Here is a 26,415-nt window from a genome sequence, read left to right on the forward strand (position 1 = left end):
GGCGTTACTCCGCGCCGTTTTCGACCAGCGCCTTCAGCTTCTGGCTCGCGTGGAACGTGACCACGCGACGGGCCGCGATCGGAATCGCCTCGCCCGTTTTCGGGTTGCGCCCCGGACGCTGCGGCTTGTCGCGCAGCTGGAAATTTCCGAAGCCCGACAGCTTGACGCTTTCGCCGTTCTCCAGCGCGTCGCGAATCACTTCGAAAAACGCCTCGACCATGTCCTTCGCTTCACGCTTGTTCAGCCCGACGCTGTCGAACAGCAGCTCCGCCAGCTCCGCTTTCGTCAGCGTGGGCGTCTCGGCGGACACCGGCGCGGACGCGTCGCGGTTCATGGCGCTGCGTTGCGCCGTCAGGAGGGCTTCGAATTCACTCGAGGTCATGTCGTTCATATCTGCGATACAGCGCGTTAAATCAAAACTTGCGATGGGGAAAAACCACCCGCGAACGGGTGGCCCCTCTCCTTAGCCGCGCAGGCGGGCGCCCACGCGAGCCATCCGCTCGACCAGCGTGTGGATCGCCTGATCGACGACCTCGTCCTGCAGCGTGCCGGCCGCGTCCTGCAGCGTCACGCGGAAGGCCAGGCTTTTCTCATGCGCCGCAAGACCACCGGAAGTGTTTGATTTTGCACGAAATTCGTCGAAGAGTACAACCTTCTGAACGAATCGGCACGCGTCCTCGGCCAGCGCCTTCTTCATTTCGTCGAAAAGCGCCTGAACCTCGACCGCCTGATCGACGACGACGGCGATGTCGCGCCGCACCGGCGGGAACTTCGACACGTCGGTCGGCGCCGGCAACGCACGCGCCATCAGCGCCTCCGTATCGATCTCGAACATCACCGGCGCGTGCGGCAGCTCGTATTTCTGCATCAGGCGCGGATGCAGCTCGCCGATCCAGCCCACCGCGCAACCGTCGATTTCGATGCGTGCGCTGCGTCCCGGATGCAGGGCCGGATGCTCGGCCTTCACGAAGCGCGCGACGGCGGGCGCGAGCAACGCCTCGAGATCGCCCTTCACGTCGAAGAAGTCGACCGCGCGCGTCGCGACGCCCCACTGTTCGTCGAGCGCCGGGCCGTAAGCGAGCGCACCGACGCGCTTCGGCTGCGAATAGCCTTCGACGGTCAGCTCGCCGGCCTTCGCCGACGGGTCGGTCAGGAACACGCGGCCCGCCTCGAACACCCGCACGCGATCGGCGCGACGATTCAGGTTGTGGCGCAGCACCGAGATCAGGCTGCCGAACAGCGTCGTGCGCATCACCGACAGCTGGCTCGCGATCGGATTCAGCAAGCGGATCGGATTGTCGTTGCCGGCGAAATCGTGCTCCCACTCGGCATCGACGAAGCTGAAGTTCACCGTTTCCGCGTAGTCGCGCGCGGCGAGCGCATGACGGATGTCGTGGATCGAGCGCTGCGTCTCGTTGGTCGCGCGCATCTCGCTCGTCGCGACCGGCGGACGCGCCGGGATTTTCTCGAAGCCGTAGATGCGCGCCACTTCCTCGATCAGGTCTTCCTCGATCTCGATGTCGAAGCGGTGCGACGGCGGCGTGACGAGGAACGCATCGTCGTCACGTTCGAACGGCAGGCCGAGGCGCGTGAAGATGTTGGCGATCTCGTCGGCGTCGATCTTCACGCCGATGATCCGGTTCGCGCGCGACACGCGCATCTTCACCGGCGCGCGCTGCGGCAGGTTCACGGCCTGATCGTCGACCGGGCCGGCCTTGCCGCCGCAGATCTCGAGAATCAGCTGCGTGATGCGCTCGACGTGCTCGACGGTCGTCGCGTAGTCGACGCCGCGTTCGAAGCGATGCGCGGCATCGGTCGAGAAGTTGTACTTGCGCGCGCGGCCGCGGATGCTGTCGGGCCACCAGAACGCGGCTTCCAGATAGATGTTGGTCGTATCGAGCGTGACGGCCGTGCTGTCGCCGCCCATGATGCCCGCGAGGCTTTCGACCTGACGGTCGTCGGCGATCACGCCGACCGTTTCGTCGAGCTCGACCGTGTTGCCGTTCAGCAGCTTCAGCGATTCGCCGCGCTTGCCCCAGCGCACTTCGATGCCGCCGTGAATCTTGTCCAGATCGAACACGTGCGACGGGCGGCCGAGTTCGAACATCACGTAGTTCGAGATGTCGACGAGTGCCGACACGCTGCGCTGGCCCGCGCGCTCGAGGCGCTCGACCATCCATTGCGGCGTCTTCGCGCGCGCGTTCACGCCGCGGATCACGCGGCCGGAGAAACGGCCGCACAGATCGGGCGCGGCGATGCGCACCGGCAGCGTTTCGTCGAGTTCGACGTGCGCCGGCTTGATGTCGATCGGCGTCAGCGGCGCGCCGGTGATCGCGGCCGTCTCGCGCGCGATACCGAACACCGACAGGCAATCGGCCTTGTTCGGCGTCAGCTTGATTTCGAAGATCGTGTCGTCGAGGTTCAGCGTGTCGCGGATGTCCTGGCCGACCGGCGTGTCTTCCGGCAGGATCAGCAGGCCGCTGTGGTCCTCGGACAGCTTCAGCTCGCGCGCCGAGCACAGCATCCCCTGGCTCTCGACGCCGCGCAGCTTCGACAGCTTGATCGCGAACGGCTTGCCGCCCTCTTCGGCCGGCGGCAGCTCGGCGCCGACCAGCGCGACCGGCACCTTGATGCCGGGCGCGACGTTGGGCGCGCCGCAGACGATGTTCAGCGTCGCGCCGGTGCCGGCGTCGACCTGGCAGACATTGAGCTTGTCCGCATCCGGATGCTTGACGACTTCGAGCACGCGGCCGACGACGATCTTCGACGTCGGCGGCGCAGCCTTGCTCAGCGACTCGACTTCGAGCCCCGCCATCGTCAGCGCGTGCGACAGCTCGTCGGTCGTCAGCTGCGGGTCGACAAAGGTTCTCAACCAGGATTCAGGGAATTGCATGGATGTCTACGTTCGAAACAGGTTAGATCGACGCCCGGGCCCCGGTGGAACGTCCGGCGGGGCGAGCGCGGGCACATGTCGGCACGGCGCGTGCGTCAGGCGAACTGGCGCAGGAAACGCAGATCGTTCTCGAAGAACAGCCGGAGATCCTGCACGCCGTAGCGCAGCATCGTCAGGCGCTCGAGGCCGCTGCCGAACGCAAAGCCGATATAGCGCTCGGGATCGAGCCCCATGTTGCGGATCACGGTCGGATGCACCTGCCCCGAGCCGGAGATCTCGAGCCATTTGCCGGCGTTCTTGCCGTGCTCGAACATCATGTCGATCTCGGCCGACGGTTCCGTGAACGGGAAATACGACGGGCGGAAGCGCACGAGGATGTCGTCGCGCTCGAAGAATTTCTTCAGGAAATCGGTATAGACGCCCTTGAGGTCGGCGAAGCTGATGTTCTCGTCGATCCACAGCCCCTCGACCTGATTGAACATCGGCGAGTGGGTCGCATCGCTGTCGACGCGATACGTGCGGCCCGGTGCGATCACCTTGATCGGCGGGCGGTTCATGCGCGCATATCGCACCTGCATCGGGCTCGTGTGCGTGCGCAGCAGCAACTGGCGGCCGTCGGCGTCCTTGCCTTCGACGTAGAAGGTGTCCTGCATCGAACGCGCCGGATGGTTCTCCGGGCTGTTCAGCGACGTGAAGTTGTACCAGTCGGTCTCGATCTCGGGACCGTCGGCCACGTCGAAGCCGATCGAGCGGAAAATCTGTTCGACGCGCTCCCACGTGCGCATCACCGGATGCAGGCTGCCTGTACCGGCGCCGCGGCCCGGCAGCGTGACGTCGATCGCCTCGGCGGCGAGTCGCTGGTTCAACAGCGCATCGGCGAGCGCCTGGCGACGCGCGGTCAGCGCGGCTTCAACCTGCTGCTTCGCGACGTTGATGCGGGCGCCTTCGGTCTTGCGTGCTTCGGGATCGAGCTTGCCGAGGCCCTTGAGCAACTCGGTCAGCGCACCCGACTTGCCGAGAAATCGGGCTTTCTCGTTTTCGAGCGTGGTGATGTCGGCAGCCTGTTCGAAGGACTGCTGCGCGTCGGCGACAATCTGGTCCAGATCCATAGATCCCATCATTTCCAACGTCATTCGGTCTCGGCGAGCAAATCTGCCCGCCAAACAAAAAAGGGGCTCGGAAGAGCCCCGTTTTCGCTGCAGCGGCCGAAACTACCGGAACATCGCTGCAACTAACCACGCAGTGCTAATTTCGCAATTAGGCTGCAACGGCGGCTTTCACCTGCTTGACGATCGCAGCAAAAGCAGCCTTGTCGAACACCGCCATGTCGGCCAGCACCTTACGGTCGAGTTCGATCGACGCCTTCTTCAGGCCGTTGATGAACACGCTGTAGGTCATGTCGTGCTGGCGAACTGCCGCGTTGATACGCGTGATCCACAGTGCGCGGAACACACGCTTCTTGTTGCGGCGATCGCGGTACGCGTACTGGCCAGCGCGCATCACCGCCTGCTTGGCGATGCGGTAGACGTTATTGCGACGGCCGCGATAACCCTTGGCCAGGTTGATGATCTTCTTGTGACGGGCCCGTGCGGTTACCCCACGTTTGACTCGAGGCATGTTTCGCTCCTTAGAGTATCAGTTGAGGGGTTACGCGAACGGCAGCATCGCGCGGACGGAGTTCAGATCGGAATCATGAACTGCCGTTGCGCCGCGCAGGTGACGCTTGTTCTTCGTGGTTTTCTTGGTCAGGATGTGGCGCTTGAAGGCTTGACCGCGCTTGACGGTACCGCCCGGACGCACCACGAAGCGCTTTGCAGCACTCTTCTTGGTCTTCATCTTAGGCATGACGAATAACTCCAGTTTATTTGATGGCGATGGGTGTGCGGTTGGCTTGCGCCCTCGACCCGCCCTTCGAAACCCAGTCCACTTGTGTACGGCGAACCGCTCGCGCAGCCGCCGTCATCGTTGGCGCGCCGCCCTGACCGGGCCACGCGCCGAACCACTTGCCGAACCTGCGCGACCAGCGCGCGGGCTCGTTACTTCTTTTTCTTCGGGGAGAGCACCATGATCATCTGGCGCCCTTCCATCTTCGGCATCTGCTCGACCTGACCGACTTCCTCGAGATCCGTGCGCAGACGCTCCAGCATCCGCATACCGATCTCCTGGTGAGCCATTTCACGGCCGCGGAAACGCAACGTGATCTTCGTCTTGTCGCCCTCTTCGAGGAAGCGCAGAAGGTTGCGAAGCTTGACGTTGTAGTCACCGTCATCGGTACCCGGGCGGAATTTGACTTCCTTCACCTGGATGACCTTCTGCTTCAGCTTCGCTTCGTGCTGCTTCTTGGACTCCTGATACTTGAACTTGCCGTAATCCATCAGGCGGCAGACCGGCGGAACCGCTTGCGGCGCGATTTCCACGAGGTCAACGTCCAGCTCTTCCGATTTACGGAAAGCATCAGCGAGTTTCACGATACCGAGCGGTTCGTTCTCGATCCCGACCAGACGCACTTCCGGCGCAGTGATTTCACCGTTGATGCGATGCGACGACTTATCAGTAGCGATGTTACGTTTCCTCTAAAAATTAAAAAAACGAGCCGCGCTGCCAGGGCGGTTACTTGAACGAGCGCAGGTCTTCCTGCAGACGCTCAACGAAGGCTTCGACCGGCATAACGCCAAGATCGACGCCGCCACGGGCACGCACGGCTACCGTTTGCGCATCACGCTCCTTATCGCCCACGACGAGGAGATAAGGCACCTTTTCCAGCGTGTGCTCGCGTATTTTATAGCTAATCTTCTCGTTGCGCAAATCTGCCGCCACCCTAACCCCTTGTTTTTGCAACGTTTGGGCCAGAGATTGCGCATATTCGGCCTGACTTTCGGCGATATTGAGCACAATTGCCTGGAACGGCGCGAGCCAGACCGGCATCGCGCCGGCGTGGTGCTCGATCAGAATGCCCAGGAAACGCTCCATCGAACCGACGATCGCACGGTGCAGCATCACCGGCCGGCGGCGGCTGTTGTCTTCCGCAACGTACTCGGCGCCGAGGCGCTCCGGCAGCACCATGTCGAGCTGCAGCGTGCCGCATTGCCAAGAACGGCCGAGCGCATCCTTGATGTGGTACTCGATCTTCGGGCCGTAGAACGCGCCCTCGCCCGGCAACTCTTGCCACGTCAGGCCGCACGCGGTCAGCGCATCGCGCAGCCCCTGCTCGGCGCGATCCCAGGTTTCATCGGTGCCCGCGCGCTGCCCGGGGCGCAGCGACAGCTTGATGTCGATGTGCTCGAAGCCAAAGTCCTTGTACACGCTCATCGCCAGCGTGTTGAACGCGATCGACTCCGCGATGAACTGATCTTCGGTACAGAAGATGTGCGCATCGTCCTGCACGAAGCCGCGCACGCGCATCAGCCCGTGCAGCGCGCCCGACGCCTCGTTGCGATGGCACGAACCGAATTCGGCATAACGCAGCGGCAGGTCGCGGTACGAGCGCAGCCCATGCTTGAACACCTGCACATGCCCCGGACAGTTCATCGGCTTGATCGCGTAGTCGCGCTTCTCCGACTCCGTCGTGAACATGTTCTCGCGGTAGTTCTGCCAGTGGCCCGACGCTTCCCACAGCGAGCGGTCCATGATCATCGGCGTCTTGATCTCGAGATAGCCGGCATCGTTCACTCGGCGACGCATGTACTGCTCGACCTGCTGCCACAGCGCCCAGCCCTTCGGATGCCAGAACACCATGCCCGGCGACTCTTCCTGCATGTGGAACAGATCCAGCTGCTTGCCGAGCTTGCGGTGGTCGCGCTTTTCCGCCTCCTCGAGCATGTGCAGGTACTGATCCTGGTCTTCCTTCTTCGTCCAGGCCGTGCCGTAGATGCGCTGCAGCTGCTCGTTCTTGGAATCGCCGCGCCAGTACGCGCCGGCGACCTTCATCAGCTTGAAGACCTTCAGCTTCCCGGTCGACGGCACGTGCGGGCCACGACAGAGATCGGTGAAGCCGCCGTGCGAGTAGAGCTTGATTTCGTCGCTTTGCGGGATCGATTCGATGATCTCGGCCTTGTACTTCTCGCCGATGCTGCGGAAATAGCCGGCCGCCTCGTCGCGCGACACCACGCGGCGCGTCACCGGCTCATCCTTCTTCGCGAGCTCCTGCATGCGCTTTTCGATCTTTTCGAGATCTTCGGGCGTAAACGGACGGTTATACGCGAAGTCGTAATAGAAGCCGTTGTCGATGACCGGCCCGATCGTCACCTGCGCTTCCGGATACAGCTCCTTCACCGCGTACGCGAGCAAGTGGGCGGTCGAGTGACGGATGATGTCGAGACCGTCGGCATCCTTGTCGGTGACGATCGCGAGCGATGCATCGCGATCGATGACCGTGGACGTGTCGACGAGCTCGCCGTCGAGCTTGCCACCAAGCGCAGCCTTCGCAAGGCCGGGACCGATCGAGGCCGCAACCTCGGCAACTGTCACCGGATGCTCGTATTGTCGAACTGAGCCGTCAGGCAAGCGTATCGAAACCATGGCAATCTCCGTGATGCCGACAGTGGGCGGCAAACCAGGCACGCAACCTCAAAGTCACGCGCGGAATTTCGCGACAAAAAAAATGCGGCCCCGCTTTCGAGGGGCCGCATTCGATACTTCACTCAGACTGAAAGGGCGAAAACGTTCCTCGACTAGCGTCGCTCCGAAAAGGTTTCGGTCAACGTTCGCGGTGTCATAACCGTATTCGCCTTGTTCGCGTTGAGTTATTTACTGCATCGAACACCCGAAAAACCGGACATTCTCAATTCGTTGGTAGGCTCGATTGGACTCGAACCAACGACCCCCACCATGTCAAGGTGGTGCTCTAACCAGCTGAGCTACGAGCCTAGTGAAGCTAAGATTATATGGGGCGAGCGTTTCCTTGGCAAGCTATTTATGCGGTTGCAGCAAAATGACGGGGCGCGATCATGTGCTGCCGCGTCATGCCTTGCGTCCGGCCCGCACGACGCCCTGCACTTCGCCGAGCAGCGTGCATGCGCGCTGCACCTGCGCGGCATTCGACACCTCGACCGTGAACTGCATGAACGCCGTGTTGCGGCGGCTCTGCGTCTTCACGCCGACCACGTTCATCTTCTCGCGCGCAAAGACTTCCGAAATGTCACGCAGCAGCCCTTGCCGGTCGCTCGCCTCGATCATCAGATCGACCGGATAGACGGACGCGCCGCGCCCGCCCAGCACGTCCGCAGACCACGTCGTCTGCAGCACGCGCTCGGGCGCGCGCTCGGCCATCCGCACGAAGGTCGGGCAGTCGCTGCGGTGAATCGACATCCCCTTGCCGCGCGTCACGAAGCCGCTGATCGGGTCGGGCGGCGCCGGGCGGCAGCAGCGCGCCAGCTGGGTCAGCAGCGCATCGACGCCGACCACCAGCACGCCGGTCGATGCACCGTGCGCGACGCTCGCGCCGCTGCTGCGCTTCTCGAAGTCGGCGGGCGCCTCGGGCGCGTGCTCGGGCGGCGGCGCATCGGACAGCGCCTGCTCGATGTTGCGCAGGCTGAATTCTTCCTTGCCGACGACCGAAAACAGATCGTCGGGCGACTTGAAGCCGAGCTTCGCGGCGAGATTGTCGAGGTTGACCGACGTCTTGCCCTCGCGCTGCAGCGTCTTTTCGACGAGCGCGCGCCCGTGCGCGATGTTTTCTTCCTGCTCGATCGAGTTGAACCACGCGCGCACCTTCTGCCGTGCGCGCGAGCTCTTCAGGTAGCCGAGCTGCGGGTTCAGCCAGTCGCGCGACGGCCCGCCCTCCTTCACCGCGACGATCTCGACCGTCTGGCCGTTCGCGAGCGACGTGTTGAGCGGCACCATCGCGCCGTCGACACGCGCGCCGCGGCAGCGATGGCCCAGCTCGCTGTGCAGGTGATAGGCGAAGTCGACCGGCGTCGCGCCCTGCGGCAGCGCGATCACGCGCGCCTGCGGCGTCAGCACGTAGATGTGGTCGTCGTCGAGCGAGGTCTCGCGCAGCTGCGCCCACGCCTGATCGCCGGACACTTCGCCGCCGTCCTCGACGTCGTCCTTCCACGCGAGCAGCTGGCGCAGCCACGCGATCTTCTCGTCGTACTTGTCGCTCGCCGAGAACTGGCCGCCGTAGCCGCGCACGCCGGCTTCCTTGTAGCGCCAGTGCGCGGCGACGCCGTACTCGGCGAAGCGATGCATTTCCTGCGTGCGGATCTGCACTTCGAACGCACGGCCGTCGTCGCCGATCACGACCGTGTGCAGCGACTTGTAGCCGTTCGGCTTCGGCCGCGAGATGTAGTCGTCGAACTCCTTCGGCACCGGCTGCCACAGGTGATGGACGATGCCGAGCACCGTGTAGCAATCCTTGATGTCGGGCACGATCACGCGGAACGCGCGCACGTCGTACAGCTCGGAGAAATCAAGCTCCTTGCCGCGCATCTTGCGCCAGATGCTGTAGATGTGCTTCGGCCGGCCGCTCACGTCGGCCGGGATATGCGCCTGCGCGAGCTCGTGCTGCAGCCGCTCGATCGCCTGTGCGACGTACGCCTCGCGCTCGATGCGCTTCTCGTCGAGCAGCTTCGCGATGCGCTTGTAGGTGACCGGATCCTCGAAGCGGAACGCGAGATCCTCGAGCTCCCACTTCAGTTGCCAGATGCCGAGACGGTTCGCGAGTGGCGCGTAGATCTCGAGCGTCTCGCGCGCCACGTCGGGCGGCGGATCGGCCTTCGCGGCCGCGTAGTAGCGCAGCGACTGCAGCCGCGACGCCAGGCGAATCAGCACCACGCGGATGTCCTGCGCGAACGCGAGCAGCATCTTGCGCAGCGCCTCGATCTGCGTGCGCCGCTGTTGCGCGGCGTCGCGCCCGGCGTCGGGCATCGCGTTCTGCGCCGCGCGCAGGCTGACGGTGCCGAGCCGCAGCAGCTTGCGCACATCGGCGACGAGCCGCGCGACCTCTTCGCCGAAGCGCTCGGTCAGCTCGCGTTCGGGGTCGCTCAGATGCGGCGTCAGCACGAACAGCGCGGCCGCCTGCATCGCGTGCGGATCGACGTTCAGCGTGCGCATGATCGACGCGGTGCCGGCCGAGTGATCGGCAAGCAGCTCGCCCGTCGACAGGCGCGCGGCGCCGGCCCGCTCGCGCACGAACGCGAGCACGTCGTCGAACGACGGCGCCGCGACGGAAGAAGCGGAAGCGGATTCGGTCATCGCACGGCCCGGGATATTGCGGTCATCGTGATGCTTCGCTCAGCTCCGCTGGGCGGCGACGACGACGATCTCGACGAGCACCGCCGGATCGGCGAGCTTCGCTTCGACGGTCGCGCGCGGCGGCGTATTGCCCGCCGCGACCCACGCGTCCCACTCGGCGTTCATGCCGTCGAAGTTCGCGAGATCGGAGATGTAGATCTGCACCGACAGCAGATGCGCCTTGTCGCTGTTCGCTTCGGCGAGCAGGCGGTCGATGTGGCCGAGCACTTCGCGCGTCTGGCCGCGGATGTCCTGCGTGGTGTCTTCGGCGATCTGGCCGGCCAGGTACACGGTACCGTTGTGGATCGCGGTTTCGGAGAGACGGGCGCCGACGTGGTGACGAATGACTGCCATGAAATGTTCCGGTCGTGTGAATGGGTGAACAAGTGACGACGACGCGGCCCGCGCGCCGCCGAACCGCATATTATGACGCGTTTACGCGGCGCCTTCGACGAAAAACCGGCGGGCAAGCGCGATCTGCTCCGCGCTGACGAACGCCGGCGCATGGCCCGCGCCCGGAATCTCGACCTGCGTCACGTGCCGGCCGCGCCGCACCATCTCGGCTACCGTGTCGCGCGACAGCAGGTCCGACGTTTCGCCCCGCACGACGAGCAGCGACGCATCGGTCGCTTCGATCGCGTGCCACAACGCCGCTTCGCCGGCCGCGGCCAGCTCGGGCGTGGTCGCCTTGAACGGCTCGGCGATGCGCGGGTCGTAGCGCATCGTCCAGCCGCCGTCCGGCAGCTCGCACAGCAGCGGCTCGTTGATCTCGCGCCATTCGTCGGCAGTCAGCGCGCCGAACGGCAGCGACAGCGACGTCAGGTAGTCGACGCCTTCCTGGCACGTGGCGAAGCGCGGCTGCACGCCGAGGTATTCGCCGATGCGCACGAGCGAGTCGGGCTCGATGCGCGGCCCGACGTCGTTGACGATCATGCTGCGCAGCGGCGCACCGGGCAGCCCCGCGAGCGCGATGCCGATCAGCCCGCCCATCGACGTGCCGAACCAGTCGACCGACTCGACGTCGAGCCGCGCGATGAGCGTCACCATGTCCGCCACGTACTGCGGGATCGTGTAGAACCGCGGGTCGGCCAGCCGGTCCGAGCGGCCGCGCCCGACCACGTCGGGGCACACGACGCGATAGGTATCGGACAGCGCGGCCGCGAGGCGATCGAAGTCGCGCCCGGAACGGGTCAGGCCGTGCACGCAGACCAGCACGCGCGCATTGGCGGGATCTCCCCATTCCGTATACGCGACGTGGTGCAGGCCGACCGCGCTCGCACACTGCACGCGACGCTGGCGGGGAACCGGTGGATTCGCTGAAATGATGGGCATCGTGGGCATCCTGTCGAGCGCGGGCGGCGCGTGCCGGCCGGTGCGAACGATTGTAAACCGCTTCGCCGCGGCGGCGCGTCGCGCAAGCCGCGACCCTCGCGCGCATCGCTCGCCTCGGCTCCGCTCACGCGCCGCGCTGCCACGCGTCGCGCAACTGCTCGCGCAGGAACTCGACGAAGGCGCGCACGCGCAACGGCACGTGCCGGCCGCCCGGATAGACCGCATGCAGCGGCGCGGCGGGCGCCGCGAACGCCGGCAGCACACGCACGAGCGTGCCGGCGTCGAGATCGGCGTCGACGTCCCAGATCGACTTCAGCGCGATGCCCGCGCCTTCGAGCGCGAACGACCGGGCCGCCCCGCCGTCGTTGGTGAGCAGCGCGGCCGTGACGTCGACGGCCACGCTGCCGTTGGCGCCGTCGAACCGCCATTCGGTGCGCGGCTGATCGCCGAGCACGATGCATCGGTGTGCCCGCAGGTCGGCCGGATGGGCCGGCAGCCCGTGCGTCGCGACGTAGCTCGGCGCCGCGCACAGCACGCGGTGATTCGGCGCCAGCTCGCGCGCGATCATCGTCGAATCGGCCAGGCTGCCGATCCGGACGGCCACGTCGATGTCCTGCGCGAGCAGGTCGACGATCGTGTCGGTGAGCATCAGCTGCACGGTCAACGCCGGATGCTGCCGCTGGAACGCCGCGACCAGCGGCACGATCCGCACGCGGCCGAGCTCGCCGGGCGCCGTCACGCGCAGCATGCCGTTGACCGTGCCGCGCCGGTCGCTCATCAGCGTTTCCGCCCGCTCGATTTCGGCCAGGATGCGCAGCACCTGGGCGTGAAACTGCGCGCCGTCGTCGGTCAGCGTCTGCTGGCGCGTGGTCCGGTGCAACAGCCGCACACCGAGCCGCGACTCCAGATGCGCGAGCCGCTTGCTGACCACCGACAGCGACAGGTCCAGCTCGCGCGCCGCCGCCGACAGGCTGCCGGCCGACACGATGCGCGCGAAGGTCTCGAGCGCGGGGAGATCGTCGATCAGCATCGGCGCCCTCGTTTCGCCGCAACCTTTCCTTTTTTCAAATAATCCATTCGTGCCACGCCCGTATTTGCATGAAGAACGGAAACCTACCATACCTGTTCCGCGTCGTCGCACGACGCTGCACACAGGACCCAATCACCATGCCAATCCGTCTTTCTTCCGTCGCGCGGCCGCTCGCACGCGCGCTCGCCGCGGCCGCGTGCGTCGCGGCGCTGGCGCCTGCCGCCGCCCATGCGGCGAGCCTCGTCGAGCCGCACGGCCTGATCGTCGCCGCCGATGTGCCGGCCGCGCAGGCACGCGCGCAGATCCTCGCCGCGCGCCGCTACGGCACGTTCTGGGATACCGGCGACGCGGCCCTCGCGCAGGCCGCGCTCGCCGCCGATTTCACCGACCGCACGTTGCCGGCCGGCCGCGAACAGGGCATCGCCGGGCCGCTCGCCGCGTCCAGAACGATGCGCACTGCGATCCCGGACCTGCATTGCGACATCGAACAGATGATCGTGGCCGGCGACCGGGTCGTCGTGCACCTGCACTTTCGCGGCCATTTCTCCGGCACCTTCAACGGAACGGCCGGGAGCGGACAGGCCATCGACTTCATCGCGACCGACATCTACCGGGTCGATCACGGCCGGATCGCGGAGAACTGGCATATCGAGGACAACCTGACGCTGATGCGTCAGCTCGGGCTGGTCGACTAACGGAGCAGGAGCACACGATGACGCACGAACCATCGAATCAGGCGCAACCTTCGCCGCGCCGCACCTTTCTCGCCCAGGCTGGCGCCGGGCTCGTGGCCGGCGTCGCGGCCGCCACGGGCGCGTCCAGCGCGGCCGCGGCCGCAACGCCACAGGGCCCGCGGCCGGCCGCGGCCGATGCGCCGGCCGGCACCTTCTGGCCGGACGGCATCCGGCTCGTGATCTCGATCTCGATGCAGTTCGAGGCCGGTGGACAACCGCCCAAGGGCGCGGACAGCCCGTTCCCGCCGGTCGAGTTCCCGCCGTCGGTGCCGGCCGACCTCGCGTCGGCGACGTGGTTCGCGTACGGCTACCGCGAAGGCATTCCGCGCCTGCTCGACCTGTGGGACCGGCACGGCGTGAAAGTCACGTCGCACATGATCGGTGAAGCCGCACGCCGCCATCCCGAGCTGGCGCGCGAGATCGTGTCGCGCGGCCACGAGGCGGCCGCGCACGGTCCGACCTGGCGCTCGCAGTTCGCGATGAGCCGCGACGAAGAGCGCCGCTTCCTCGTCGAGGCTCGCGACATGGTCGAAGCGGTCACGGGCCAGCGCCCGGTCGGCTACAACTGCAACTGGCTGCGGCGCGGCCCGCATACGCTGCCGCTGCTGCAGGAGCTCGGCTACCTGTATCACATCGACGACGTCAGCCGCGACGAGCCTTTCATCGAGACGGTCGGCGGCCGCGACTTCGCGGTCGTGCCGTACACGCTGCGCAACAACGACATCCTGCTGATCGAAGGCCGCAATTATTCGCCGACGAAGTTCGTCGAGCAGATCAAGCTCGATTTCGACCAGCTGTACGCGGAAGCCGGACAGCGACGGCGCCTGATGTCGATCAGCGCGCACGACCGGATCAGCGGCACGCCGCAGATGGTCCGCGCATGGGACACGTTCCTCGATTACGCGCGCTCGCATCCGGGCGTCGCGTTCATGCGCAAGGACGACATCGCGCGCTTCGCGCTGCGCAGCCCGGCAACGTTGCGCGAAACCGAAACGATCTGACCGGATCGCCCTCTCCCCTCACTTCGGAAGGACCAGCATGAACGATTCACTCAGCGGCAAGAAAGTCCTTGTCGTCGGCGGCAGTTCCGGCATCGGCGCCGCGGCCGCGCATGCATTCGCGCAACGCGGCGCGGTCGTGACGATCGCCTCGCGCCACCCCGAGCGGGCCGGCGCGGCGGCCGCGCCAGGCGCTGCGGTGCGCGGCGAAGCGCTCGACATCACCGATACGGCAGCCGTCGACGCGTTCTGCGCGCGCACCGGGCGCTTCGACCATGTCGTGATCTCGGCCGCGCAAACGGCGACGGGCCCGGTGCGCACGTTGGCGCTCGCCGATGCGCAGGCCGCGATGGACAGCAAGTTCTGGGGCGCCTATCGCGTCGCCCGTTCGATCGACATCGCGCCCGGCGGCTCGCTGACGTTCGTGTCGGGGTTCCTGAGCGTGCGGCCGAGCGCGTCGTCGGTGCTGCAAGGCGCGATCAATGCGGCGCTCGAGGCGCTAGCCCGCGGGCTGGCGCTCGAGCTGGCACCGGTGCGCGTGAACACGGTGTCGCCGGGCCTGATCGCGACGCCGCTGTGGAACAAGCTCGCGCCCGACGCACGCGACGCGATGTACGCAGGCGCCGCGCAACGCCTGCCCGCACGCCGCGTGGGCCAGGCCGAGGACGTCGCGAACGCGATCGTCTACCTCGCGACGACGCCGTTTGCGACCGGCTCGACGGTGCTGGTCGACGGCGGCGGCGCGATCGCGTGATCGGCTGACCGCCCGATCGATGCCTCGATGGCAAGACGCCCCGCGTTCCGTGGCGGAACGCGGGGCGTCGATGGCCGACGGAGTCAGACCTTGCTTATGCGACCGCGCTCACGTCGAGCGGCGCGCCCGTCTTGGCCTGGATTTCGTCGACGCCGACACCGTCGGCGAGCTCGAGCACCTTCAGGCCGTTCGGCGTCACTTCGATCACGCCGAGATCGGTTATGATCAGGTCGACCACGCCGACACCCGTCAGCGGCAGGTTGCATTCCTCGAGGATCTTGTGCTGGTCGCCCTTCGCGACGTGCTCCATCAGCACGACGACGCGCTTCACGCCCGCGACGAGATCCATCGCGCCGCCCATCCCCTTGATCATCTTGCCGGGGATCATCCAGTTCGCGAGATCGCCGTTCTTGCTGACCTGCATCGCGCCGAGGATCGCGAGGTTGATGTGGCCGCCGCGAATCATCGCGAACGAATCGGCCGACGAGAAGATCGACGAGCCGGGCAGCGTCGTGACGGTCTGCTTGCCGGCGTTGATCAGATCGGCATCGACTTCTTCGTCGGTCGGCGACGGGCCGATGCCGAGCAGGCCGTTCTCCGACTGCAGCCACACTTCGACGCCGGCCGGCACGTGGTTCGCGACGAGCGTCGGCAGACCGATGCCGAGGTTCACGTAGAAGCCGTCCTGCAGTTCCTTCGCCGCGCGCGCGGCCATCTGGTCACGATTCCAGGCCATGTCAGTCTCCTTTCGCGCGTACGACGCGTTGTTCGATGCGTTTTTCGGGCGTCGCGTTCAGCACGATCCGCTGCACGAAGATGCCGGGCGTATGGACCTGGTCGGGATCGAGCGCGCCGTTCTCGACGATCTCCTCGACCTCGGCCACGGTGATCTTGCCGGCCATCGCGCACATCGGGTTGAAGTTGCGCGCGGTGCGGCGATAGATCAGGTTGCCCGACTTGTCGGCCTTCCATGCCTTGACGAGCGCGACGTCGGCGGTCAGCGACGGCTCCAGCACATAGTGGCGATCGCCGAACTGGCGCGTTTCCTTGCCCTCGGCGATCACGGTGCCGTAGCCGGTGTTCGTGAAAAATGCCGGAATGCCGGCGCCGCCGGCGCGCAGCTTCTCGGCGAGCGTGCCCTGCGGCGTGAATTCGAGCTCGAGCTCGCCGGCCAGGTACTGGCGCTCGAACTCCTTGTTCTCGCCGACGTACGACGAGATCATCTTCTTGATCTGGCGCGTTTCGAGCAGCAGGCCGAGGCCGAAACCGTCGACGCCCGCGTTGTTGCTGATGCAGGTGATGCCCTTGACGCCGGAGTCGCGCAGCGCCGCGATCAGCGCCTCGGGGATCCCGCACAGGCCGAAGCCGCCGACCGCGAACGTCTGTCCGTCGCGGACGATCCCTTCCAGCGCGGCAGCCGCGCTGGGATAGACTTTGTTCATCTGTATGTCCCTTCCTCTATGGAAACCAGCAAAACCGGTTCACGCGCCGACTGGCCCGCAAGCCCGCCGCACTCATTCTATGCATGCACGGCGTGGCCTGCGCGAGGCGCGCTGTTTTTATGTCGCGACGAAGCGCCACGAGATGCCGGCAAGGGTACGATGCGGCGCGGATGCGGCACAATACGCAAAACTACATAAGCATTTGCCTCCGCTGCCCCGCGCCATGCCCGCACTCGATTACCAGACTGCCTTTCACCTCGCGCCGCTCGGCCTCGTGATGTCGCGCGACCGCGTGATCGAGGACTGCAACGACGCACTCGCGGCGATCTTCCGCTGCGCGCGGACCGATCTGATCGGCAAGTCCTACGAAGTACTGTATCCGTCGCCGGACGAGTTTCAGCGCATCGGCGAGCGCATTTCGCGCGTGATGGTCGCGAACGGCACGTACGGCGACGACAGAATCATGAAGCGCGCGGACGGCGAGCTGTTCTGGTGCCACGTGACTGGCCGCGCGCTCGATCGCACCGCGCCGCTCGCCGTGGGCGTATGGACCTTCGAAGACCTGAGCGCGACGCGCCGCGTGGCGGTCGAGCTGACGCCGCGCGAGCGGGAGATCGCAGCCCAGCTCGCGACCGGCAAGACCAGCAAGCAGATCGGACGCGTGCTCGACATCAGTTCGCGCACCGTCGACATCTACCGTGCGCGGCTGATGCGCAAGTACGGCACCAGCAATACGCCGGAGCTGCTGCAACGCCTGCTCGGCCAGTAGCCGCTGCACGCAAACGCAATCGGCCGCGCGAGGCGGCCGATTCCGGCAGGCACGGGTATGGCTGCACACCCGCATCGGCGCCGCGGCGCCGGCTTCGACGTTCAGTCGACCTTGGCGGCGAGCGCGCGCTCGATCGTGTCGCGCAGCAGCTGCGGCAGCGGCACCGACTTGCCGAGCGCATAGTCGACCCACACGCAGCGCGCGTTGCCGCGCGCATACACATGCTGCGGATCGTCCGCACGCGAGAGCTCGAAGCCGGTGTCGAAGCTGCTGCGGCCCGGTTTGGCGGCCGACATCCGCGCGATCACGTCGCCCGGATAGTGCAGTTGCTTCAGGAATTCCATCGACGCCGTGACGACCACGGGCCCCTGTCCCTCGCCATTGCCGCCCGCGATGCCGAGTTGCTCGAACCACGAGATCCGCGCCTGTTCCATGTAACGGAAGTAGACCGTGTTGTTCACGTGGCCGAACGCGTCCATGTCGCCCCAGCGGATCGGCATCGACATTTCAAATACGCGGGAATATTCGCTCATTGCACTCTTCTTCGTTACTGGATGGCGTCCGCTCACGCGAGGCCGAAGCCGTCGTCGGCGGAGATGATCGAACCGTTGATGAACTGCGACTCGTCGGCCGCCAGCAGCAGCAACAGCCCGTCGAGATCCTGCGGCTTGCCGACGCGCCGGCGCGGCAGCATCGACTGCAGCTTCTGGCCTTGTTCGGTTTCCCACAGGTAGTGATTGATTTCGGTGTCGATATAGCCCGGGCAGATCGCGTTCACGTTGATCCCGTGACGCCCCCATTCGAGCGCCATCGCCCGCGTCATCTGCACGACGGCCGCCTTGCTCATCGCGTACAGCCCGATCTGCGGAAACACGCGCAGCCCGGCCACCGATGCGATGTTGATGATCCGGTACGGCGGCTTGCCGTTGCCGTTCGCGCGCATCATCATGCGCTTCGCGACTTCCTGCGCGACGAAGAATGCACCGCGCGTGTTGGTGTCGAACACGAACTCGAAATCGGCCGGCGTCACGTCGACGAGCTTCTGCATCGTCGATACACCCGAATTGTTCACGAGGATGTCGATCGTGCCGGCTTCCGTCTCGGCGTGCGCAACGGCTGCCTTGATACTCTGCACGTCGGTCACGTCGAGCGACACGACATGCGCGGCGCCGCCCTCCGCCTCGATCTCGGCGCGCAGTTCCTTCAGGCGCTCGACCCGGCGGCTCGCCAGCACGACCTTCGCGCCGGCCTGCGACAGCACCTGCGCGAAGCGTTGCCCGAGGCCGCTCGATGCGCCGGTAACCAGCGCGACCTTGCCTTCCAGATTGATCGATCGACCCATTGCACATCCCCTTTCGATGTCGTTTGCCGCGGCGGATGCCCGCTCGAGCAGCATAACCCTAGCACAGAAAATAGAACGATCGTGCTAATCTAGCGCCGCGCTGTTGCGGCAAGCGTTTCGTTTCGCAGACAATACGCTCCCGAATAAAAGCATTCTAACGGTTAGAGGAACGCCAATGACCCCCGCAAGCCTCATCGAGCAATACGGCCCGCGCGAATCGATGGAATACGACGTCGTGATCGTCGGCGGCGGCCCCGCCGGGCTGTCGGCGGCGATCCGGCTCAAGCAGCTGGCCGCCGAGAAAGGCGCCGAGATCGGCGTGTGCGTGCTCGAGAAGGGTTCCGAGATCGGCGCGCACATCCTGTCGGGCGCGGTGATGGACCCGCGCGCGATCACCGAGCTGTTCCCCGACTGGAAGGAACGCGGCGCACCGCTCACCGTCGAGGTGACCGAGGACCGCTTCCTGTTCCTGTCCGAGCAGAGCGCGGTCACGACGCCGAACTGGGCGTTGCCCGACAACTTCAAGAATCACGGCAACTACGTGATCTCGCTGGGCAACGTCACGCGCTGGCTCGGCACGCAGGCCGAAGCGCTCGGCGTCGAGATCTTCCCCGGCTTCCCGGCCGCGGAGATCCTCTACAACGACGACGGCTCGGTGAAGGGCGTCGCCACCGGCAACATGGGCGTGGGCAAGGACGGCGAGCCGACCGAGAACTTCCAGCTCGGCATGGAACTGCACGCGAAGTACACGCTGTTCGCCGAAGGCTGCCGCGGTCATCTGGGCCGCCAGCTGATCTCGAAGTTCAAGCTCGACGCGAACGCCGATCCGCAGGCGTATGGGATCGGCATCAAGGAGCTGTGGGAAATCGATCCGGCGAAACACAAGCCGGGCCTCGTGATCCACACGGCCGGCTGGCCGCTGAAGTCGGATACCTACGGCGGTTCGTTCCTGTACCACATGGACAACAACCAGGTCGTGGTCGGCTTCGTGGTTGGGCTTGGCTACACGAACCCGTACCTGTCGCCGTTCGAGGAGTTCCAGCGCTACAAGACGCATCCGTCGATCCGCGCATTCCTCGAAGGCGGCAAGCGCGTGTCGTACGGTGCACGCGCGATCACCGCGGGCGGGCTGCTGTCGCTGCCGAAGACGGTGTTCCCGGGCGGCGCGCTGATCGGCGACGATGCGGGCTTCCTGAACGCATCGCGCATCAAGGGCAGCCACGCGGCGATCAAGACCGGCATGCTGGCCGCCGACGCGGCGTTCGATGCGGTGCAGGCCGGCCGCCAGTCGGACGAGCTGCACGCCTACCCGGACGCGTTCCAGCAGTCGTGGCTGTACACCGAGCTGTACCGCGCGCGCAACTTCAAGCAGTGGATGGCGAAGGGGCTGTATCTCGGCACGCTGATGGTCGGGCTCGAGCAGAAGGTGATGGGCGGCAACGTGCCATGGACGCTGCACCACAAGCATGCGGACCACGAGATGCTGAAGCCCGCGTCGCAATGCACGCCGATCGAGTATCCGAAGCCGGACGGCAAGCTGACGTTCGACCGGCTGTCGTCGGTGTTCATCTCGAACACGAACCACGAGGAGAACCAGCCGGCGCACTTGACGCTGAAGGACGCGAGCGTGCCGGTGAACGTGAACCTGCGCACCTACGCAGGGCCGGAGGGACGGTTCTGCCCGGCGGCGGTATACGAGTTCGTGAAGAACGACGACGGCAGCGACCGCCTCGTGATCAACGCGCAGAACTGCGTGCACTGCAAGACCTGCGACATCAAGGACCCGACGCAGAACATCGTGTGGGTCACGCCGGAAGGCGGCGGCGGGCCGAATTATCCGAACATGTAAGCTGCCGGAAGACGCCGCATCGCGCGGCGTTTTTTTTCGTCGGTACGACGTCCGCGGGTCGCGAGCGCGCGCGGGGGCGATGCCTCGCGCGCGCACTGCTGCCCGCCCGTCAGAGCGCTGCGATTCTCCGACGGAAATGCTCGGTCCCCGCGACGATCTTGTCGAGCACCGCGTCGAGCGCCCAGAACCGCTCGCGTACGTCGTAATCGATTACGCGGCAGCGAATCGACTCGAAGGTGCCGATCCGCTGGTGATAGATTTTCGCGAGCGCCGGATAACCCAGCGCTTCGGACACCGCCGACACCACCAGGAACGTCGCCAATTCTTCGGCGAGCGCCGGATCCGAATCGCCCTGCGTGCGCAGCCACTGATACAGATCGGGATGGAAGTTGGTGAACACGCCGTTGAAGCCGGCGGATCCCGCCTTCATCGCATCCCATGCGATTGCGGCGTTCGCGTTCAGCACCTTCAGCGGCGACCCGGCGGCGAGCGCCACGCGCCGCTTCACCGTTTCCAGGTCGCAGCTCACGTCCTTGAGCATCACGAAGCGGCCGGTATCGATGCACGCACGCAGCTCGTCATCGGAGAGCAACCGTCGATAAGGCGCCGGACATTCGTACAGGCCGAGCGGCAGATCCGACGGCAGCCGGGCGAGCAGCGCGTGAAGATGGTCCAGAAACGCGGCGCTGCCCTTGCGCTGCGGATCGAGATGGTTCGTCACGAGCACGACGCCCCGCGCACCCGATTCGGCCGCCGCGCACAGCTCGGCGACCTGCGAATCGAGATCGTCGCTGATATGGCCGGACGCGACGACGGGCACGCGCCCGGCCACGCGATCGACGACGAAACGCGCGAGTTCCGCCCGTTCGGCCAGACTCAGGAATTGCATCTCGCTCGACTGCGCGACCGCGAACAGCGCATCCGAGCCGTGCGCCAGATACCACTCGATGAGTCGCTCGAGCCCGGCATAGTCGATCGCGCCAGCATCGTCGAACGGTGTCAGCATCACCGGCACGATCCCCTCGATGGCCGCAGTCGACTGCTGATGGTGTTGCATCTCTTTCTCCTTGCTTCAGTAAATACGCGGTGTGGCCGCGACGCTCAGGCCGGCAGCGGTCCGGGCGCGGCGCTGGCCGCCTGCTCGGGAATCGGCTTGCGCACCAGCAGCAGGTAAGCCATCGCACCGGCGAACGCGATCGCCGCGGCCGTCAGCAGCGCCGGCACGAACGACCACTTCTGCGCGATGACGCCCGTCAGGATCGGCGCGAGTGCACCGCCGATGAAACCGCCAAAATTCTGGATCGCGCCGAGCGATGCGACGCGGCTCGGCGGCGCGGCGGCCGTCGCGAGCGCCCACGAACACGCGGATGCCGCATTCGCGAGAAAGATCACGACCGAAATGCATGCGAGCGCAACGGTATTGCTCTGCACGAGCGCGGCCGGAATCGTGAACGCGACCATCCCGAGCATCGCGACGACCACCGCATTGCGCCGGCTCACGACCGGCGAGCGGCTGCGGCGCGTGACAAAATCGGACAGCCAGCCGGCGACGAGCGAACCGACGAAGCCGCACAGGAACGGCACCGACGCCGCAAACCCGGTGCGAATGAGGCTCATGTGACGCTCCATCGTCAGGTATCCCGGCAGCCACGTCAGGTATACCCAGTTCAGATACACGGAACCGAAGAATCCGATCAGCATGCCCCACGTCGTGCCGTGCGAGAACAGGCTGCGCCAGTCGGCGAAAGTCAGCTTCGGCGCGGCGGCGGCGGTCTGCGCATCGGCATCGAGATACCCGCGTTCCGCCACGCTCAACTGCGCGCGAGCCGGATCGCGGTACAGCGCGAACCAGACGACGGCAACGACGAGACCGAGCGCACCGGTCGCGACGAACGCCAGGCGCCAGTCGAACGACGCGACGAGCACCGACAGCAGCAACGGTGCGAGCGCGGTGCCAAGCGGCGACGCCGCATTGAAGATGCCGGTCGGCGTACCGCGCGCGCGCAGCGGAAACCAGTTGCTCACGACCCGCGCGGCCGACGGGAACTGCGGCGCCTCGCCGATACCGAGCACGATGCGCGCGACGATGAACCAGCCGAAGGTCGACACCATGCCGCCCGCTGCCTGCGCGATCGACCAGACGATCAGCCCGACGCCGAGCAGCCGGCGCGGACCGATGCGATCGACCAGGCCGCCCACCGGAAACTGGCACAGCGCATAGCTCCACGAGAATGCCGACAGCAGCAAGCCCATCTGCGAAAGCGACAGTCCGAGATCCGCACGGATTGCCGAGCTCGCGACGGCCAGCGTGCCGCGGTCGAGATAATTGACGATCCCGCTCACCATCAGCAGCGCGAGCGCGATACGTTGTCCGCGTCGGATACCGGGCGGCGCGGCCGGAACAGCGTGGTTTTCGTTCATTGCAGTTGTCTCCATGTTTCTGATGGGTGCCGGCTCAGCCGGCTGTTCCGTCGTCGCGGAATCTATGCGGTCGTGTGCTGCACTTCCTCGCGGGTCGGAATCGACGTCTGCGCGCCGTGGCGCGTGACGCTGATCGCGGCAGCCCGCTGGCCGAACGCGATGGCATCGTCCATTGACGCACCGCCCGCCCGGGCGGCCGCGAACCCGCCGACGAACGTGTCGCCGGCCGCCGTCGTATCGACGGCCGTCACTGCCAGCGCCGGGTGGCGGCCGTTGCCCGCGCTGCCGCGCCAGCAGACGCCGCGCGCGCCGAGCGTGACCAGCACATTGCCGGCGCCCTTCGCGTGCAATGCGTCTGCGGCGCGCACTGCCGAGGCGTCGTCGCCGACCGTGATGCCGGTCAGCGACTCCGCTTCCGTTTCGTTGACGACGAGGTACTCGAGCCGCGCCAGCAACGCGTCGGACAGCGGCCGCGCGGGCGCAGGATTGAGCAGCACCGGCGTGCCGCAGGCGCGCGCACGGTCGATCGCGCGCACCACGGTTTCCATCGGCACCTCGAGCTGGCACACCATCAGCGCCGCGCCGGCGATCGCGTCGCGCGCCGCGTCGATCGTTGCGGCATCGAGGCGCGCGTTCGCACCGGGCACGACGACGATACTGTTCGCCCCGCTCGCATCGACCGCGATCGTCGCGACGCCGGTTGCTGCGCCGTCGATCCGGTGTACGTGCGTCAGGTCGATGCGTTCTGCCGCAAGCGCGTCGTGCAGGCGCGCGCCGAACGCATCGTTGCCGACGCAACCGATCATCGCGACCGAGGCGCCCAGGCGCGCGGCCGCCACCGCCTGATTCGCGCCCTTGCCGCCGGAGACCGTCCGAAACGCGGTGCCGAGCAGCGTTTCGCCCGGCACGGGCAGCCGCGGCGCGTGCGTAACGAGGTCGACGTTGAGGCTGCCGACGACCGCGATCCTGGGGAATTCAGCGTGGTCTTTCATGCAATGTAATCGCTTACATTTGAGACGAATAAAATCGCCGAACAGGCCGGCGTCGACGAAAAATTTGCGGTGATGCGAAGCGAAGATGTGTCTGACATAATGCGGGCTGGCATCAAGATAGCGCTTACATTCTCACAGGCAGCACGCGAGATGCAAGCACGACCACGACGAACCGAGGGTAAACGATGGCACTTTGGACCACCTGCGCATGGCGCGCCGCGCCGGCGGCCGCGAGCCGCCGATGAGCACGCCCTCTTCCGGCGGCGGCGCGGCGCGCGCACGCCGCGGCAGCGGCCGCTCGGTGCTCGGGGACGTCGCGAAACTCGCCGGCGTGTCGACCGCGACCGTCTCGCGCGTGTACAACGATCCCGGCAAGGTGTCGGCCGACGTGCAGCAGCGCGTGCGCGACGCGGCGCGCACGCTGAACTGGATCCCCAACGCGGCCGGTCGCGCACTCGCGTCCACGCGCACCCACATTGCGGGCGCGATCATCCCGACGCTCGACGACCAGGTGTTCGCGTCCCAGGTCGCCGGCATGCAGGCGGTCATGGCCGAGCACGGCATCACGCTGTTCCTGGGCTGCTCGAATTACGATCCGGCGCAGGCGCTCGCGCAGGTGCGTGCGATGCTGTCGCGCGGCGTCGAAGCGGTGTCGCTGGTCGGTGAAGCCTATCCGGCGGAAGTCTTCGAACTGCTCGACCTGCATCGGGTGCCCTATGTCGTCACCTACGCCTACCGCGACGACAGCCCGCATTGCTGCATCGGCTTCGACAACCGCGAGGCCTTCGCTCGGCTCACCACGCATCTGCTCGACCTCGGCCATCGCGATTTCGCGATCATCATGCAGCCGTCCGCGGACAACGACCGCGTGCAGGCGCGCCTGCGCGGCATTCACGAGACGCTGGCCGCCCGCGGCCTCGCGGTGCGGCCGGTCCACCAGCACGAGGGGCCGGCGACGATCGCGTTCGGGCGCGCGAGCCTGCGCGCCATTGCGGACAACGGGCCGACGCGCCCGACGGCCGTGATCTGCGGCAACGATGCGCTGGCGCTGGGCGCGCTGCTGGAGGCGCAGGCGATGGGAATCGCGGTGCCGTCGGAACTGTCGATCACCGGTTTCGACGACGTTGCGCTCGCCCGCGAAATCCGGCCGGCCCTGACGACGATGTGGGTCGACACCGATGCGATCGGCCGCAAGGCCGCGCGTGCATTGCTCGACGCACTCGAGCATGGCGCAGTCGGGCCCGGTTGCGCGGTGCTGCCGGAGCTGCGGGTGCGTGAATCGGCCGCGCCGCCGCATTCCGAGGCCCCATGAAAACGGGGCGCCCCAGGCGCCCCGCTTCACCTCGCATCGAGCGCGCCGGCGGCTGCCGGCGCCCCCGTATCAGGTCGCGCTGCCGGCGATCTTCGGCGTCGACGTCTCGACGTCGCCGCACTGCGCGCGATGCCGCAGCGCATGGTCGATCAGCACCAGCGCGAGCATCGACTCGGCGATCGGCGTCGCGCGAATGCCGACGCACGGATCGTGGCGGCCGAAGGTCTCGACGATCGCTTCTTCGCCGGCCTTCGTGATCGAGCGGCGCGGCGTGCGGATGCTCGACGTCGGCTTGATCGCGATCGACACGGTGACGTCCTGCCCGGTCGAAATCCCGCCGAGCACGCCGCCCGCATGGTTGCCGACGAAGCCGGCCGGCGTCAGCTCGTCGCCGTGCACCGACCCGCGCTCGGCGACGCTGGCGAAGCCCGCACCGATCTCGACGCCCTTCACCGCGTTGATGCTCATCATCGCCTTCGCGATGTCGGCGTCGAGCCGGTCGAACACCGGCTCGCCCCAGCCGACCGGCACGCCCGACGCGACCACGTCGATGCGCGCGCCGATCGAGTCGCCGTCCTTGCGCAGTGCGTCCATGTACGCCTCGAGCTCCGGCACGATCGCCGCATTCGGCGCGAAGAACGGGTTCTCGCGCACGTGCGACCAGTCGACGAACGGCACGTCGATTTCGCCGAGCGCGCTCATGCAGCCGCGCACCTCGACGCCGAAGCGCTCGCGCAGCCACTTCTTCGCGACCGCGCCCGCGCCGACGATCGGCGCGGTGAGACGGGCGGACGAGCGGCCGCCGCCGCGGTAGTCGCGGATGCCGTACTTCTGCCAGTAGGTGTAGTCGGCATGACCGGGGCGGAACGTCTCGACGATGTTGCCGTAGTCCTTGCTGCGCTGATCGGTGTTGCGGATCAGCAGCGCGATCGGCGTGCCGGTCGTCACGCCTTCGAACACGCCCGACAGGATCTCGACTTCGTCGGCCTCCTGGCGCTGCGTCACGTGCCGCGACGTGCCGGGCTTGCGGCGGTCGAGCTCGGCCTGAATGTCGGCTTCGGTGAGGCTCATTCCCGGCGGGCAGCCGTCGATCACGCAGCCGATCGCGGGACCGTGCGATTCGCCGAAGGTCGTGACAGTGAAAAGCGTGCCGAGGGTATTGCCGGACATGATGGAACCGCCCAAAGAGAAATGACGCAAACCGATGCGCTGCCGCAACCGCTGGCGCGCCGATCGTTTGCCGGTCGAGAAAATGAGGTAAACCGCTATTATGCCAGCCGTCCCGCGCGCGCGGGACGCCGGGCGGTCCGGCGC

25 protein-coding genes and 1 tRNA gene are annotated in these 26,415 nt (G+C 66.4%); 6 read left to right on the top strand and 20 right to left on the bottom strand.

Annotation, left to right across the window (positions count from 1 at the left end; genetic code table 11):
- Positions 1 to 4 precede the first annotated feature (4 nt).
- The 12 genes from MBR110_RS10585 to MBR110_RS10640 all read right to left on the bottom strand — a co-directional run bounded on the left by MBR110_RS10585 (position 5) and on the right by MBR110_RS10640 (position 12,488).
- Positions 5 to 391: an integration host factor subunit alpha gene (locus MBR110_RS10585; protein ID WP_011884557.1), complete on the bottom strand. Its 387-nt coding sequence runs from the start codon at positions 389 to 391 to the stop codon at positions 5 to 7.
- A gap of 72 nt (positions 392 to 463) precedes the next feature.
- Complete coding sequence (gene pheT, locus MBR110_RS10590) at positions 464 to 2,893, bottom strand: phenylalanine--tRNA ligase subunit beta (protein WP_011884555.1); 2,430 nt, start codon at positions 2,891 to 2,893, stop codon at positions 464 to 466.
- Positions 2,894 to 2,988: 95 nt separating this feature from the next.
- A complete protein-coding gene (gene pheS / locus MBR110_RS10595) occupies positions 2,989 to 4,002 on the bottom strand; it encodes a phenylalanine--tRNA ligase subunit alpha (RefSeq protein ID WP_059461919.1) in 1,014 nt (337 codons plus the stop codon).
- 148 nt (positions 4,003 to 4,150) lie between these two features.
- A complete protein-coding gene (gene rplT / locus MBR110_RS10600; RefSeq protein WP_004192938.1) occupies positions 4,151 to 4,510 on the bottom strand; it encodes a 50S ribosomal protein L20 in 360 nt (119 codons plus the stop codon).
- Positions 4,511 to 4,540: 30 nt separating this feature from the next.
- Positions 4,541 to 4,738, bottom strand: coding sequence for a 50S ribosomal protein L35 (gene rpmI / locus MBR110_RS10605; RefSeq protein ID WP_004191477.1), 198 nt, complete (start codon positions 4,736 to 4,738; stop codon positions 4,541 to 4,543).
- Between the two features lie 191 nt (positions 4,739 to 4,929).
- Complete coding sequence (gene infC, locus MBR110_RS10610; RefSeq protein WP_072465527.1) at positions 4,930 to 5,454, bottom strand: translation initiation factor IF-3; 525 nt, start codon at positions 5,452 to 5,454, stop codon at positions 4,930 to 4,932.
- 49 nt (positions 5,455 to 5,503) lie between these two features.
- Entirely contained in the window at positions 5,504 to 7,411 is a 1,908-nt protein-coding gene (gene thrS, locus MBR110_RS10615; protein ID WP_059735467.1) for a threonine--tRNA ligase, read from the bottom strand.
- Positions 7,412 to 7,682: 271 nt separating this feature from the next.
- A tRNA-Val gene (locus MBR110_RS10620) sits at positions 7,683 to 7,759 on the bottom strand.
- 93 nt (positions 7,760 to 7,852) lie between these two features.
- Positions 7,853 to 10,087 (bottom strand): RelA/SpoT family protein, encoded by a 2,235-nt coding sequence (locus tag MBR110_RS10625; RefSeq protein WP_011884547.1) that lies wholly within the window; start codon positions 10,085 to 10,087, stop codon positions 7,853 to 7,855.
- 39 nt (positions 10,088 to 10,126) lie between these two features.
- Positions 10,127 to 10,480, bottom strand: a complete 354-nt coding sequence (locus MBR110_RS10630; protein WP_011884545.1) for a RidA family protein — start codon at positions 10,478 to 10,480, stop codon at positions 10,127 to 10,129.
- Positions 10,481 to 10,561: 81 nt separating this feature from the next.
- Positions 10,562 to 11,458 (bottom strand): alpha/beta fold hydrolase, encoded by an 897-nt coding sequence (locus MBR110_RS10635; protein ID WP_181709060.1) that lies wholly within the window; start codon positions 11,456 to 11,458, stop codon positions 10,562 to 10,564.
- Between the two features lie 124 nt (positions 11,459 to 11,582).
- Positions 11,583 to 12,488 carry a LysR family transcriptional regulator gene (locus MBR110_RS10640; protein ID WP_045579210.1) on the bottom strand — a complete coding sequence of 302 codons (906 nt, stop codon included), beginning with the start codon at positions 12,486 to 12,488 and terminating at the stop codon, positions 11,583 to 11,585.
- A gap of 137 nt (positions 12,489 to 12,625) precedes the next feature.
- Between MBR110_RS10640 and MBR110_RS10645 the strand changes: the two genes are divergently transcribed.
- The 3 genes from MBR110_RS10645 to MBR110_RS10655 are packed head-to-tail and all read left to right on the top strand — an operon-like array spanning position 12,626 to position 14,974.
- Positions 12,626 to 13,183, top strand: a complete 558-nt coding sequence (locus tag MBR110_RS10645; RefSeq protein WP_011884539.1) for an ester cyclase — start codon at positions 12,626 to 12,628, stop codon at positions 13,181 to 13,183.
- 17 nt (positions 13,184 to 13,200) lie between these two features.
- A complete protein-coding gene (locus MBR110_RS10650) occupies positions 13,201 to 14,223 on the top strand; it encodes a polysaccharide deacetylase family protein (RefSeq protein WP_046422223.1) in 1,023 nt (340 codons plus the stop codon).
- 37 nt (positions 14,224 to 14,260) lie between these two features.
- Positions 14,261 to 14,974, top strand: coding sequence for an SDR family oxidoreductase (locus MBR110_RS10655; RefSeq protein ID WP_059461923.1), 714 nt, complete (start codon positions 14,261 to 14,263; stop codon positions 14,972 to 14,974).
- Positions 14,975 to 15,068: 94 nt separating this feature from the next.
- Here the strand turns inward: MBR110_RS10655 and MBR110_RS10660 are convergent, their stop codons facing one another.
- Together MBR110_RS10660 and MBR110_RS10665 are read right to left on the bottom strand one after the other, a co-directional pair.
- Positions 15,069 to 15,710 carry a CoA transferase subunit B gene (locus MBR110_RS10660; protein WP_011884536.1) on the bottom strand — a complete coding sequence of 214 codons (642 nt, stop codon included), beginning with the start codon at positions 15,708 to 15,710 and terminating at the stop codon, positions 15,069 to 15,071.
- A 1-nt stretch (position 15,711) separates the two neighbouring features.
- On the bottom strand, positions 15,712 to 16,416 hold the full coding sequence (locus MBR110_RS10665; protein ID WP_011884535.1) for a CoA transferase subunit A: 705 nt from the start codon (positions 16,414 to 16,416) through the stop codon (positions 15,712 to 15,714).
- Positions 16,417 to 16,639: 223 nt separating this feature from the next.
- On the opposite strand from MBR110_RS10665, the gene MBR110_RS10670 reads away from it, so the two are divergent.
- The gene (locus MBR110_RS10670; protein ID WP_011884534.1) at positions 16,640 to 17,185 is read left to right on the top strand and encodes a PAS and helix-turn-helix domain-containing protein; all 546 of its coding nucleotides are present in this window, start codon (positions 16,640 to 16,642) and stop codon (positions 17,183 to 17,185) included.
- Between the two features lie 101 nt (positions 17,186 to 17,286).
- Here the strand turns inward: MBR110_RS10670 and MBR110_RS10675 are convergent, their stop codons facing one another.
- Positions 17,287 to 17,718 (bottom strand): acyl-CoA thioesterase, encoded by a 432-nt coding sequence (locus MBR110_RS10675; RefSeq protein WP_014722899.1) that lies wholly within the window; start codon positions 17,716 to 17,718, stop codon positions 17,287 to 17,289.
- 32 nt (positions 17,719 to 17,750) lie between these two features.
- On the bottom strand, positions 17,751 to 18,527 hold the full coding sequence (locus tag MBR110_RS10680) for an SDR family oxidoreductase (RefSeq protein WP_011884532.1): 777 nt from the start codon (positions 18,525 to 18,527) through the stop codon (positions 17,751 to 17,753).
- Between the two features lie 175 nt (positions 18,528 to 18,702).
- Here MBR110_RS10680 and MBR110_RS10685 point away from each other — a divergent pair, with 175 nt between their 5' ends.
- Positions 18,703 to 20,376, top strand: coding sequence for an electron transfer flavoprotein-ubiquinone oxidoreductase (locus tag MBR110_RS10685; RefSeq protein ID WP_181709061.1), 1,674 nt, complete (start codon positions 18,703 to 18,705; stop codon positions 20,374 to 20,376).
- A 109-nt stretch (positions 20,377 to 20,485) separates the two neighbouring features.
- Here the strand turns inward: MBR110_RS10685 and MBR110_RS10690 are convergent, their stop codons facing one another.
- The 3 genes from MBR110_RS10690 to rbsK all read right to left on the bottom strand — a co-directional run bounded on the left by MBR110_RS10690 (position 20,486) and on the right by rbsK (position 23,789).
- Complete coding sequence (locus tag MBR110_RS10690) at positions 20,486 to 21,433, bottom strand: dihydrodipicolinate synthase family protein (protein WP_176315331.1); 948 nt, start codon at positions 21,431 to 21,433, stop codon at positions 20,486 to 20,488.
- 44 nt (positions 21,434 to 21,477) lie between these two features.
- On the bottom strand, positions 21,478 to 22,797 hold the full coding sequence (locus tag MBR110_RS10695; protein ID WP_034193325.1) for an MFS transporter: 1,320 nt from the start codon (positions 22,795 to 22,797) through the stop codon (positions 21,478 to 21,480).
- A 62-nt stretch (positions 22,798 to 22,859) separates the two neighbouring features.
- Positions 22,860 to 23,789: a ribokinase gene (rbsK, locus tag MBR110_RS10700; RefSeq protein WP_011884528.1), complete on the bottom strand. Its 930-nt coding sequence runs from the start codon at positions 23,787 to 23,789 to the stop codon at positions 22,860 to 22,862.
- Between the two features lie 241 nt (positions 23,790 to 24,030).
- Here rbsK and MBR110_RS10705 point away from each other — a divergent pair, with 241 nt between their 5' ends.
- On the top strand, positions 24,031 to 25,101 hold the full coding sequence (locus tag MBR110_RS10705) for a LacI family DNA-binding transcriptional regulator (protein WP_181709062.1): 1,071 nt from the start codon (positions 24,031 to 24,033) through the stop codon (positions 25,099 to 25,101).
- A gap of 69 nt (positions 25,102 to 25,170) precedes the next feature.
- Here MBR110_RS10705 and aroC read toward each other — a convergent pair whose 3' ends face one another.
- A complete protein-coding gene (aroC, locus tag MBR110_RS10710; RefSeq protein WP_011884526.1) occupies positions 25,171 to 26,271 on the bottom strand; it encodes a chorismate synthase in 1,101 nt (366 codons plus the stop codon).
- Between the last annotated feature and the right edge of the window lie 144 nt (positions 26,272 to 26,415).

The organism is Burkholderia sp. MBR-1, assembly GCF_013822785.1.
GTDB classification, from domain to species: Bacteria; Pseudomonadota; Gammaproteobacteria; order Burkholderiales; family Burkholderiaceae; genus Burkholderia; species Burkholderia vietnamiensis.